The following is a 12549-nucleotide window of genomic DNA, read 5'->3' on the forward strand; positions in this document are numbered from 1 at the left end:
ACGCCGGCGTCCTGGACATCACGATGATCCGTCGCCGGCTTCCGGGGAGGACCTCAGAAGAAGCCAACCTTGTTCGGGCTGTAGGAAACCAGCAGGTTCTTGGTCTGCTGGTAGTGATCGAGCATCATCTTGTGGGTCTCGCGACCGATGCCCGACTGCTTGTAGCCGCCAAAGGCCGCACCCGCCGGGTAGACGTGGTAGCAATTGGTCCACACGCGGCCCGCCTCGATGCCCCGGCCAGCCCGGTAGGCGATGTTGGTATCACGGCTCCAGACGCCCGCACCCAGACCGTAAACCGTGTCATTGGCGATTTCGAGCGCCTCTTCCACCGTCTTGAAAGTGGTGACGGAAACAACCGGACCGAAGATTTCCTCCTGGAAAATCCGCATCTTGTTGTTGCCTTCGAAGACGGTCGGCTGGATGTAATAGCCGTCCTTCAGATCGCCGGTCAGCGTCTTGCGGTCGCCGCCGGTCAGAACCCTGGCGCCTTCCTTCTTGCCGATCTCCAGATAGCTCATGATCTTGTCGAACTGTTCCTGCGAGGCCTGTGCGCCCAGCATGGTCGACGGATTGAGCGGATCGTCCTGGCTGATGGCCTGAACGCGCTTGATGGCCTTTTCCATGAAACGGTCATAGATCGACTCATGCACCAGCGCCCGCGACGGGCAGGTGCAGACCTCACCCTGGTTGAGCGCGAAGAAGGCGAAACCTTCGAGCGCCTTGTCGAGGAAGGCGTCGTCCTCGTTCATCACATCGGCAAAGAAGATGTTCGGCGACTTGCCGCCCAGTTCCAGCGTGATGTTGGTGACGTTGTCGGCGGCATAACGCATGATTTCCTTGCCGACCGAGGTGGAACCGGTAAAGGCGATCTTGGCGATGCGGTTGCTCTGCGCCAGCGGCTTGCCGGCTTCGAGGCCCGTACCGTTGACGATGTTGAGGACGCCGGGCGGCAGCAGGTCTTCGATCAGTTCCATCACGATGAGAATGGAGGCCGGTGTCTGTTCCGCCGGCTTCAGCACCACGCAGTTGCCGGCGGCAAGCGCCGGTGCGAGCTTCCACGCGGCCATGAGGATCGGGAAGTTCCACGGGATGATCTGGCCGACAACGCCGAGCGGCTCATGGAAGTGATAGGCGACCGTGTCGTTGTCGATTTCGCCGATCGTGCCTTCCTGGGCGCGGATGCAGCCCGCGAAATAACGGAAATGGTCGATGGCGAGCGGAATATCCGCATTGGTGGTCTCGCGCAGCGGCTTGCCGTTGTCCCAGGTTTCCGCCCGGGCGATGAGGTCGAGATTGTCCTCGATCCGCTGGGCGATCTTGAGCAGGATGTTGGAGCGCTCGGTAATGCTCGTCTTGCCCCATTTGTCGCGGGCCTTGTGGGCGGCATCCAGCGCGAACTCGATATCGGCCGCATCCGAACGCGGCACTTCGCAGATCTTGTGGCCCGTGACCGGCGAAAGATTATCCATGTAGCGGCCGGATTTCGGCTCCACCCATTTTCCGCCGACGTAATTGCCGTATTTCAGCTTGAAGGGCGCTTCGCCGGCTTTCTGCTGAACCTGAATATTCATGGTTTCATCCTCCCTGATGAAAACGATCCGCGACGGATCGCATGAGAGGAAGGTGGGCCCAGATGGTGCGGTTCGGTAGAGGGGTGGCGCGGTTCCGCAGCGCACATTGTCTCACATCTGCGACAGACACGCGGCGGGACGGCTGAAACAGCCTAATGCACGGCCAGCTTCTTCATCTTGCGGTGCAGTGTGGCGCGGCTGATGCCAAGCAGGGAAGCGGCCTGCGTGACATTGCCATTGGTGCGCGACAGCACCCGGCGCAGCGCCGAACGTTCCGCTTCAGCAAGGTCGGAGCCGCTGTCATGGCGCTGTTCCTGCAGAATATCCGCGGCCGGCAAACCCTGGGCGATGGCGTGATCGTCGAGCTTCAGCGCAAGGCGTGCGGCGCGTGTCGCACCCAGCACGAGATCGTCCTGATCCACGGCCAGCAGCGAAAGCGCCGCGCCGAAACCGGTCGGCACGACAACGATGCGCGCGCCGGGAAAGGCGCGGCGGAAGAGATTGCCCTCGATGCGTTGCGCCGCATCCTTCACCGCCTGCGTGACGAAGGAGAAGGTCATCTCGTTGATATCATCGCGGCAGGTGGAAATATCGAGCGCCCCCGTCACCCGGCCGGTGTGATCCCGGATAGGCGCGGTGGTGCAGCAGAGCTCGGTATTCGACGTAAAGAAGTGCTGGTCGCGATAGACCACCACGGAGCGCTCGTCGACAAGCGCCGTACCGATCCCGTTGGTACCCACACTCGCCTCGCTCCAGACCGCGCCGGACCAGAGACCGAGGGCGCGAAAATCACGGTCGTCGCCGGCAGCGCCGCGCCGCTCCAGCGCAACACCCTGCGCATCGGTCAAAAGCAGGCAGCAGCCGGCCCTGCCGACGCTGTGAAAAATCCGGTCCAGTTCATCCGTGCTTTCGGCGATCAGGCCGGCTGCGCTTTCGCGGGCGCGGCGAAACTCGAAATCGCTGAGAAAGATCGGCTTGCGGTTTTCCTCCGGCGCAAGACGGTGCTTGACCATGCAGCGGCGCCACGAGGCGACAATCGGAGAACTTGCGGCTGCGGAACGGTGGCGTGCGGTCTCATACACGCGTTCTGCATGGGCGATGTCTGTCGGCATACGCTCCTCCCAAAGCTTTTCGGCGATGGTGCGCTGGAAGCGTTCATGTTTCAACTAAAAACTTCGCGACCGCCATTGCGGGGCGCAACCGCGGGCTGCGCCCGAAAATCAGACCGCCTTGAAGTAACGACGCCGATCAGCCGCGGCATCCGGCTCGTCCTCGGGCGCAAGAAACGTGTCATCCACCAGATTGGCGATGGAGTTCAGCGGACCGGGCCTGCCGAAAAAGAAGCCCTGCACCTGCAGGCAGCCTTCGCGGCGCAGGAACTCGATATGGGCCTTGGTCTCCACCCCTTCCGCAAGCACCGGAATATTGAGGCTGTGCGCCAGGATGAGCGTCGAGCGAACGATCGCCTCCGACTGCACATTGGTCGAAAGGCCGTCTATGAAGGCGCGGTCGATCTTGATCTTGTCGAAAGGGAAGCTCTGCAGGGTCGATAGCGAGGAATAACCCGTGCCGTAATCGTCCATGGCGATCTTGACACCCAGCGCCTTCAGCTTGCGGATGGTCAGCAGCGCATGGCGGTGGTCGGCAATGATGCTGCCTTCGGTGATCTCCAGCTCAAGCCTTTCCGGCGCAAGCCCCGTCTCCGAGAGAATTTTCTCAACCTTTTCGGGAAAATCATTGTCCGCGAGCTGCTGTGGCGCGACATTCACCGCGATCGCAAGCGATTTTTTCCAGAGCGCCGCCTGCACGCAGGCTTCCCGGAGAACCCATTCGCCGAGTTCGACGATAAAGCCGGTCTGTTCGGCAATCGGAATGAACTCCGCGGGAGAGACCATGCCGCGTTCGGGATGTTTCCAGCGCAGGAGCGCCTCGAAACCGACAATGCTGCCGCTGCGGGTATCATTCTGCTGCTGGTAATAAAGCTCGAATTCGTTGTTGGCGAGGCCGCTGCGCATGGCGATGGCAAGCGCATTGCGTTCGCGCGCCGCCTCATCCATGGACTTGTCGTAAAAACAGATCGTGTCCGAACTGCCGCCTTTTGCCCGGTACATGGCAACGTCGGCCTGCGCCATCAGCGTATCGGCATCGATGGAGCCGCTGTTTCGGACCGATATGCCAACGCTGGCGCCGACGGAAAACGTCTGACCGTTCCATTCCACCGGCTTGCTGATCTGTTCGATCAGCCTCTGGGCAAATTCCGCACCATCGGCGCGGGTATAATAGGAATGGGTCATCGCCACGAATTCATCGCCACCCATGCGCGCCAGAAACTCCCCGGCCTTCAGCACGGAGCTAGCACGGTCGGCGATGGCGCGCAGCACGGCGTCACCCGCCGCGTGACCGTGGACGTCGTTGATTTCCTTGAAGCGGTCGAGATCGATGGACAGAAGCGCGGTATGCGCACCCATGGACACATGGCGCGTGCGACGGTTGAGATGCTCGATGAAAGCCGCCCGGTTGGGAATGCCCGTCAGCGGGTCATGCAGCGAAAGATGGCGATAGCGGGCAACCGCCTGCTGGGTGGACTGGGCATCGATGACATAGGTGGAAAGTCCGAGCGCCAGCAGCAGAAGGGTCACGGCGATGGCACCGCCGCCCATGATAGCCGGCGGCAGCAGGTTTTCGGGAATGACCACGCGCGGATCGAAGGCGAAGGACATCGACGCCATTCCGGTATAATGCATCGAGGCGATGGCCAGGATGAGAAATGTCACCGCGCTATACTGACAGAAGCGATTGAGAGGCCGCGCAACCCGGTTGACCGCAACGGCGCCCAGCACCGCCCCCAGCACCAGCGAGGCGATGACATAGGTCTGGTTCCAGAAAAGCATGCCCTGAACGTTATAGGCCGCCATGCCGGTATAGTGCATGGCCGCGATGCCGAGGCCGAGCGTAACCCCGCCCGCCTCAACCAGCACGCTGCGCCCGGCATAGGCGGAAATACCGAAACCGATGGTGGTCGTGGTAATGGCGATCAGCAGCGACAGCCCGGTCAGATAGGGATCGTAACCCACATCGCCCGCCGCGACATAACCCAGCATCGCCACGAAATGGGTGGTCCAGATCGCCGCACCGCCATTTACGCCGGCCAGAAACAGCCAGTTGATCTTTTGCACCCCCGTCGCCAGGCGCGCCCTCGAAAAAAGGCGTATCGTAACGAAACTTCCCAACATGCAGACGAAGACCGCTGCGGCGGTGTACCGGAAGTCGTGATCGATGGTAAGGCACTGAAGAACTGTGAGCATTGGCGTCTACGCTATTGGAATTTTGCGCAGCCTTATCATTTATCAGGTTTTCACGGGGTTTATATGAATGGATAAGTATATATTAAAGGTTGCAACAAGCGAGTGCATTAGTTGCAACTAATGAAATCATGACTAGGTATCGGGCAAAAACGGATCACTCTTGTCTTTATGTGCCGTTTGTATTATAGCGCTCGCACCCGTGTAGACACCCTTGGAGGCAACGCGGGCGGGATGGCCTTAAGGCCTCTCCGGTTCAGGCCGCTTTGTTCGGCATGAACTCTCCATATAACCTCGAAAGGAATTGCCATGAGCAAAGAATCGTATGAGCTCAAGGCCGAGGCGCGCGAACGAGTTGGTAAGGGGTCCTCTCGTGAACTTCGCCGCAACGGTTTGATTCCCGCTGTCATCTATGGTGACAAGCAGGCCCCCATTTCCATCGCGCTTTCGACCAACGAAGTGACCAAGCGTATCCACGCTGGCGGCTTCATGACGACGGTTGCGGTCATCGACGTCGACGGCAAGAAGATCAAGGTCCTCCCGAAGGACTACCAGCTTGATCCGGTCCGCGACTTCACCATGCACGTCGACTTCCTGCGCGTTTCGGGCAACACGCTCGTCAACGTCGAAGTTCCGGTTCACTTCGAAAACGAAGAAAAGTCGGACATCAAGGTCGGCGGCGTTCTGAACATCGTTCGCCACACGGTCGAGTTCCACTGCCCGGCCAACGACATTCCGGAATTCATCACGGTTGATCTGACCGGTCTGAAGATCGGCGACAGCGTCCATATTTCGAGTGTGAAGCTGCCGAAGAACATCACGCCTGTCATCGCTGACCGTGACTTCACGATCGCAACGATCGTAGCTCCGGCTGCGGGCATTGCAGAAGAAGCGACTGAAGAAGCTTCCGAGGAATAATCGGCGGCCGCAAGGCCGGACAGTTTCGAGACTTGAGGCCCGTTCCCTTCCGGAACGGGCCTTTTAGTTTTTATGAACTTTAAAACCAGAAAGCTTGCCGCCTGCGCAGGATGCGGCCCCTGTTTCAGCGTCGATTAACACTTCCATGAAACGATACCCTTGCGCTGTCGTGGAAACACCGGACGGGCCGGGAAATATTGTGAGGAAACAGGGCTTTTGCCGAAACCCTCACGAAGTTCTCTCCGGATGGGTGAAACGGAGCGCAGCAATTCTGGGGCAAAGGGTAGCTGCAATCGAACATGGCTCATTCCGTCGAAAGTCGCTTTATCGCGATTGTTTCCGGCGCACTTCTCACAGTGGTCGCCCCGCTCTTCACGCTTTTGCTGACGCTTTCCTACAACGAGGCCATCCGTAGCCAGCGCAATCACCTGGAAATTCTGCTGTCGACCAATGCGCAGGCACTCGCCCGCCCCCTCTGGGATCTCGACGACGACACGATAAACCAGATTACCGGAACCCTCGTTTCCGACCCGATGATCAGGATGGTCGAGGTCAAGGACACGTCCGGCCAGCTCGACATCGTGCAGACGGCCGGCAGCGAGTTCATTCAGGATGCGGCCACGACGACGCGCGAGGTGACCTACAAGACGACGAAAGGCACGATCACCGTCGGGGAACTGACGGTCTACTACAACAGCGTCAGCCTTCTCACCTCCCTCAGCCGCACCGAGATGGCCTTCATCACGATTTTCGTTCTCGCCATTCTCACCATCGTTCTGGCGGCGATTGCCGGCAACCGCTTCATGGTCATCCGGCCGCTGATGCGGCTTGCGGCAGCGATAGAGGCAACACGTCGTCTCGGCTCCCGCCACCATGTCGACTGGCGGTCGAAGGACGAAATCGGCCGGCTGGCGAAAAGCTTCAACGAAATGCAGACCCAGCTCGAAAAGGAAGAGCTGGAGATCAAGAATGCCCACGAACGCAAGACGGAAATCTACAACCGCACACCCGCCATGCTGTTCTCGCTCGACAGGCACGACCGGATCGCCGCCGTCAGCGACTATTGGGTGCAGGCGACCGGTTACGATCGCGCCAGGATACTCGGTCTGAACTTCGCCGATCTCATCCACACGGATGATCGCCTGCTCTTCCGGCAACGCAAGGCAGCACAGCAGTCGCCAGATGTCTCGCATGCCGGCATTACCGTCCGCTTTCATTGCATGGATGGCAGCGTGATGGATGCGCTTATCCTCGAAAAGCCTCTCGATTCCGGCGATGCCGTGCATCAGAGCACCTGCCTCTGCGTCATGACGGATGTGACCGAACTGCGCCAGTCGGAAAAGCGCAACCGTCAGCAGGCCATTTCCGACCACCTGACCGGCCTCTTCAACCGTCAGGGTTTCGAGGCGATCCTCGACCTGCAGATCCGCGAAGCGGACAGAAACGGCAGCGAACTGGCCTGCCTGTTCATCGATCTCGATCGCTTCAAGGCCATCAACGACAATCTTGGTCATGCGGCAGGTGATGCGGTTCTCAAGCAGTTCACGCTGAAGCTCGAACCGCTGCTGACGGCGCTGGACAGCGCTTCGCGGCTCGGCGGCGACGAATTCGCCATCCTGCTGGCCGGCGACAAGGTGGAAGAGCGCGCGCTCGAGTTCTGCGAACGCATCTGCGCCATACTGGACACACCTTTCGAGATTGCCGGCAACAGCATCCGCCTCAGCGCCAGCATCGGCATGGCGGTTTACCCCCTGCACGCTTCCAGCGCCTCCGAGCTTCTGCAGAATGCCGACATGGCGATGTATACCCGCAAGAGAACGGGCAAGAATGGTTCCCAGGTCTTCGACAGTTCGATCATGGATCGGGCGCGCGAACATGCGGAACTGGAGCGGGATATCGCGCAGGCGCTTTCCGAAAACTGGTTCGAAGCCTACTTCCAGCCGATTCAGGACCTCGCAACCGGCCAGACGGCCGGCTTCGAGGCCCTGCTGCGTCTCAATCACCCGGACAAGGGTCTGCTCTCTCCCGCCGCCATCATCAGCCTTGCGGAAGAAAACGGCACCATCCATCGTATCGGCAACGTTATCCTCGATCAGTCTATCGCCAATCTCGCCAGACTGTCGCGCCTGCCGGGCATGGAGCAGACCTATGTGGCGGTGAACTTCTCACCGCTGCAGTTCGAGCCGGGATTGCCGACACGCATCGCCGGCGTGCTGCACCGCCATGGCATTCTTCCCAAGCGGCTGGTCATCGAGATAACCGAAGCCGTCATCATGAAGGACGATCCGCAAATCCGGGCGATCCTCAATGCCATTCACCAGCTGGGCTGCCGCATCGCGCTGGACGATTTCGGCACGGGTTATTCCTCGCTCAGCTATCTCAGCCGCTTTCCGGTCGACATCGTCAAGATCGACCAGTCCTTCACGCGCTCGATCTGCGACGACGCGATGGAAATCAGGCAGCGCAACCGCATGCTTGTCGAAGGCATTGCCGCCATCTCGCACAAGATGAACTGCTCCGTCATCGCCGAAGGCGTCGAGACGCAGGAGCAGAAGGAGCTTCTTGCCGATATAGGCGCCGATTACGGTCAGGGCTATTTCTTCGCCCGGCCGCAGCCTATCAGCGGACTGATCACCGCATTGGAAGGACAATCCGCTATGGGCCGCCTTGCGGCACGGCAGGCGTAGGGCGGAGGGAAGAGATATGGGATTGATCCGCTTTTGCCTGATCTTTCTTGCTCTCGCCAGCCCGGCCTGCGCCGCCAAGCTTTTCCTGACGACCGAAATCTACCCCCCATATAGTCTGCAGGCCGCTGACGGCAGCGTGCGGGGCGTCTATTTCGATCAGCTGAAGATCGTGCTGGAGGAAACCGGCACCAGTTATGAGGTCGCCGTCATGCCCTGGGCGCGGGCGATCGCCTTGGCCACGACACAGGCCATGCATTGCGTCTTTGCCACGGCAAGGACACAGGAACGGGAAAAGCTCTTCAAATGGGTCTCGCCGATCCATATCGACCGCAACATCCTCGTGGCTCGCCGCAAAGCGGATATCAGTATCTCCAGTCTTGAGGATGCCAGGAAATACCGGGTCGGCACCCAGCGCGGCGATTATACCGAAACCCTTCTGGAAACGCTCGGTTTCCCGCAGGTGGATGTCGGGGCGGATTTCCAGATCACGCTTCACAAACTGAAAGCCGGGCGCATCGACCTGATGCCCATGTCGGAAAGCACCTTCAGAAGCCTGCCGGCGGATACGTTCAGGGAGGTGATAACCCTGACGCGACAACAGCTGGGGCTTGCCTGCAATAAAAGCGTTCCCGACGCCCTGATCGCCAAACTGCAGGCCCGGCTGGACAGGCTGATCGCTGACGGAACGCAGCAGCGCATATTCGACCGCTACAACCTCGTCAGCCCGTGAGCGGCATCCCGCAAATCCATAAAAAGATTGACAGCCGGCGGATTTCGGGGTGGTGACAACAGCATCATCAGGTAAAACGCGGACATGCCCCATGAAGATCATTGCAGGACTTGGTAATCCCGGCGCGCAATATGCGGGAAACCGTCACAATATCGGCTTCATGGCCGTCGACGCGCTGCAGCGCCTGCCCTCCTTTTCGCCCTGGTCGAGGAAGTTCAAGGCGGAGATTTCCGAAGGAGAGATCGGTGGCGAAAAGATCCTGCTGATGAAGCCGCTGACCTATATGAACCTGTCAGGCGAATCCGTCGGCGAGGCCATGCGCTTCTTCAAGCTGGCACCCGGCGACATCATCGCCATCCATGACGAACTCGATCTTCCGGCCGGCCGCGCGCGCATCAAGACGGGTGGCGGTCATGGCGGCCATAACGGCCTGAAATCGCTCGACGCCCATTGCGGCAAGGACTACCGCCGTCTGCGCCTCGGCATCGGCCATCCCGGTGACAAGGAGCGTGTACATGGCCACGTGCTCGGCGATTTCGCCAAGGCCGACCGGGTCTGGCTCGATCCACTTCTGGACGCCATTGCCGACAATGCCACCATGCTGGTGAAATCAGAGGATTCACAGCTGATGAACAAGCTCGCGCTCGCCACGGGCAGCAAGCCGGAAGCTGAAAAGCCGGCCAAGACAGCCAAGCCCGCCGCGCAATCCCACATCCATCAGGCACGCAACAGCGCCCAGCCGAAAAAGCTGCCGGAAACCGGCCCGATGGCCGAAATGCTGAAGCGCATGTTCGGCAAGAAGGACTAGACCGCGGATGCCTGCTCAGCCCATCGTCCTGCGCAAAGCCGAAGCCGGCGATCTGCCCGGCCTGCTTGAACTTTACCGCGCGCTTAACCCGTCCGATCCGGCATTAACGGCGGACGAGGCAAACACCGCCTTTTCCGCCATGCTCGGGCAGCCCGGCCTTACCGTGTTTCTGGCAATGGATGGCGAGAACGCCGTTGCCACCGCCACGCTCCAGATTGTCCCGAACCTGACACGCGCCGCCCGCCCCTATGCCTTCATCGAAAATGTGGTGACGCTGGAAACCCGTCGCGGCCTTGGATATGGCCGCGCGGCCGTGCGCCATGCCGTCGAGGCCGCTTTTGCCGCTAATTGTTACAAGGTGATGCTGCTGACAGGCCGGGAGCGACCGGAAGTCCATGCCTTTTACGAAAACTGCGGCTTCGTGCAGAACAAGACCGGCTTCCAGATCCGGCAAGATTAGGCCCGGAGCACGAATAGGAATTTTATCTGCAATTGTTGCCCACCGCGCATTCCTGTGCTTGTCACAGGGATCCAGCCAGCCCGGATCTCTTGGCTGAAAGGGCCCTTCCGGCCGCGCAGACGCGCGTCAACTGGTTTCCCGTGATTAGCGCAGGAATGAGGACGAGTGAGAACGGACGCATCCAGTGTGCCGCGCCCCGGCGTTCAAAAAACGCTCATTCCTCCGGCTCGGTGGTGAACATCAGCGGAAATCCCGCCTCCTTGCCGAGATCGGTCGCCTCCTTCGCCTTGGTCTCGGCGATATCGCGTTCGCAGACAACCACCACGGCGCTGCCGAAGCGATGTGCCGTCATCATCACCCGGTGGCCGGTTTCCTCTCCCATCCGGAAGACGGCCTTCAGCACCACGGTGACGAAGTCGCGTGGCGTATAATCATCGTTCAGCAGAATGACCTTGTAGAGCTTCGGCCGCTCCAGCTTCGGTTTAACGCTCGGTTTGGGCTTGAGATCGACAGGGCTGTCACTCATCATCGTCGCTCGTGCCTGTCGCTCATCGTGGTTGTTCATGGAAAACCCCGTTGATGACGAAAGATCGGTGGCTTGATCCGCCTATATTGCGCCGCAACCGCGCCATCGACAAGCCCGGCGCGGTGACTGCGCGAAATTCCGCGCCATTCGCAGGGCTTTGCCCGCACAAATCGGCCCGCGGGCTTGACCTTGCCCTGCCGTTTCCGCAAAAGGCTCCTCAACGAATTCTTTCAAACGGACAGGTTTCAAGCCATGGGCTTCAAATGCGGTATCGTTGGATTGCCGAATGTCGGCAAGTCCACCCTCTTCAACGCGCTGACGAAAACGGCCGCCGCACAGGCCGCCAACTATCCCTTCTGCACCATCGAACCGAACACCGGCGAAGTGGCGGTTCCGGATGCGCGCATGAAAACCCTCGCCGAGATTGCCGGTTCGAAGGAAATCATCCCCACCCGCATCTCTTTCGTCGATATTGCCGGTCTGGTGCGCGGCGCATCGAAGGGCGAAGGCCTCGGCAACCAGTTCCTCGCCAATATTCGCGAAGTCGACGCCGTGGTGCACGTTCTGCGCTGCTTCGAGGATGACGACATCACCCACGTCGAAGGCCGGATCAACCCCGTGGCCGATGCCGAAACCATCGAGACCGAGCTGATGCTCTCCGACCTCGAAAGCCTCGAGCGCCGCACGGAACAGACCCGCAAGCGCGCCACCGGCAAGGACAAGGAATCGCTCGCGCAGCTGCCGCTGATGGAAGCTTCGCTGAAGCTTCTCAACGAAGGCAAGCCGGTCCGCACCCTGCTCTCCACGCTCGATGCCGAAGAGTTGCGCATCCTTCAGGGCCTTAACCTCCTCACCGCACATCCGGTTCTTTACGTCTGCAACGTCGCCGAAGGCGACGCCGTCGATGGCAACGAACATACGAGGGCGGTTGCCGAAATGGCCAAGGCCCAGGGTGCTGAAACCGTCATCATCTCCGCGGCGATCGAATCCGAGGTCGCGCAGCTTCCCGATGAAGAGGCGAAGGAATTCCTCTCCGCCCTCGGGCTCGAGGAAGCGGGTCTCGACCGTCTGATCCGCGCCGGCTACAAGCTGCTCGATCTCATCACCTATTTCACCGTCGGCCCGAAGGAATGCCGCGCCTGGACCATCGAGCGCGGCACCAAGGCCCCGCAGGCCGCAGGCGTCATTCACTCCGATTTCGAACGCGGCTTCATCCGTGCCAATACCATCGCCTATAACGACTACGTCGCTTTCAAGGGCGAAGTCGGCGCCAAGGAAGCCGGCAAGGCCCGCGATGAAGGCAAGGAATATGTGGTTCAGGACGGCGACGTCATCCACTTCCGCTTCAATACCTGATCTGGCCCTGAGCAGGGTGACAACCGGGTCGTTTCTTTGACGTCCCAGTGGCATAACACCTGTCGCTTGTGCTTCTCCCCTCGGGGGAGAAGCCAGCCCGAGGGGTTAGATGGGAAATCCTTTCCGGATATCACCTCCTTTGCCCCTCATCTCACTACTGCGCCCCCGGGAGAAGGCGACGAGCCTCCACG

At 60.1% G+C, this 12549-nt stretch carries 10 protein-coding genes; 6 read left to right on the top strand and 4 right to left on the bottom strand.

Going from position 1 to position 12549, the window contains the following annotated elements; genetic code table 11:
• Positions 1-53 precede the first annotated feature (53 nt).
• The 3 genes from adh to N434_RS03295 all read right to left on the bottom strand — a co-directional run bounded on the left by adh (position 54) and on the right by N434_RS03295 (position 4876).
• Positions 54-1571, bottom strand: a complete 1518-nt coding sequence (gene adh / locus N434_RS03285; protein WP_065113862.1) for an aldehyde dehydrogenase — start codon at positions 1569-1571, stop codon at positions 54-56.
• 152 nt (positions 1572-1723) lie between these two features.
• Positions 1724-2683 (bottom strand): helix-turn-helix domain-containing protein, encoded by a 960-nt coding sequence (locus tag N434_RS03290; protein WP_065116024.1) that lies wholly within the window; start codon positions 2681-2683, stop codon positions 1724-1726.
• A 108-nt stretch (positions 2684-2791) separates the two neighbouring features.
• Positions 2792-4876: a putative bifunctional diguanylate cyclase/phosphodiesterase gene (locus N434_RS03295; RefSeq protein ID WP_065113863.1), complete on the bottom strand. Its 2085-nt coding sequence runs from the start codon at positions 4874-4876 to the stop codon at positions 2792-2794.
• 306 nt (positions 4877-5182) lie between these two features.
• Between N434_RS03295 and N434_RS03300 the strand changes: the two genes are divergently transcribed.
• The 5 genes from N434_RS03300 to N434_RS03320 all read left to right on the top strand — a co-directional run bounded on the left by N434_RS03300 (position 5183) and on the right by N434_RS03320 (position 10476).
• On the top strand, positions 5183-5791 hold the full coding sequence (locus tag N434_RS03300) for a 50S ribosomal protein L25/general stress protein Ctc (protein ID WP_065113864.1): 609 nt from the start codon (positions 5183-5185) through the stop codon (positions 5789-5791).
• 299 nt (positions 5792-6090) lie between these two features.
• Positions 6091-8478: an EAL domain-containing protein gene (locus tag N434_RS03305; RefSeq protein ID WP_110756054.1), complete on the top strand. Its 2388-nt coding sequence runs from the start codon at positions 6091-6093 to the stop codon at positions 8476-8478.
• A gap of 16 nt (positions 8479-8494) precedes the next feature.
• The gene (locus N434_RS03310) at positions 8495-9208 is read left to right on the top strand and encodes a substrate-binding periplasmic protein (protein WP_065113866.1); all 714 of its coding nucleotides are present in this window, start codon (positions 8495-8497) and stop codon (positions 9206-9208) included.
• A gap of 91 nt (positions 9209-9299) precedes the next feature.
• Complete coding sequence (gene pth / locus N434_RS03315; protein ID WP_110756056.1) at positions 9300-10016, top strand: aminoacyl-tRNA hydrolase; 717 nt, start codon at positions 9300-9302, stop codon at positions 10014-10016.
• A gap of 7 nt (positions 10017-10023) precedes the next feature.
• Entirely contained in the window at positions 10024-10476 is a 453-nt protein-coding gene (locus tag N434_RS03320; RefSeq protein ID WP_110756058.1) for a GNAT family N-acetyltransferase, read from the top strand.
• A 214-nt stretch (positions 10477-10690) separates the two neighbouring features.
• Here the strand turns inward: N434_RS03320 and clpS are convergent, their stop codons facing one another.
• Positions 10691-11002 carry an ATP-dependent Clp protease adapter ClpS gene (gene clpS, locus N434_RS03325; RefSeq protein WP_065116025.1) on the bottom strand — a complete coding sequence of 104 codons (312 nt, stop codon included), beginning with the start codon at positions 11000-11002 and terminating at the stop codon, positions 10691-10693.
• Positions 11003-11254: 252 nt separating this feature from the next.
• Between clpS and ychF the strand changes: the two genes are divergently transcribed.
• Positions 11255-12358, top strand: coding sequence for a redox-regulated ATPase YchF (gene ychF, locus N434_RS03330; protein WP_110756060.1), 1104 nt, complete (start codon positions 11255-11257; stop codon positions 12356-12358).
• The last annotated feature ends 191 nt before the right edge of the window (positions 12359-12549 follow it).

Source organism: Rhizobium sp. UGM030330-04 (assembly GCF_003208455.1).
Lineage (GTDB): Bacteria > Pseudomonadota > Alphaproteobacteria > Rhizobiales > Rhizobiaceae > Agrobacterium > Agrobacterium rhizogenes_A.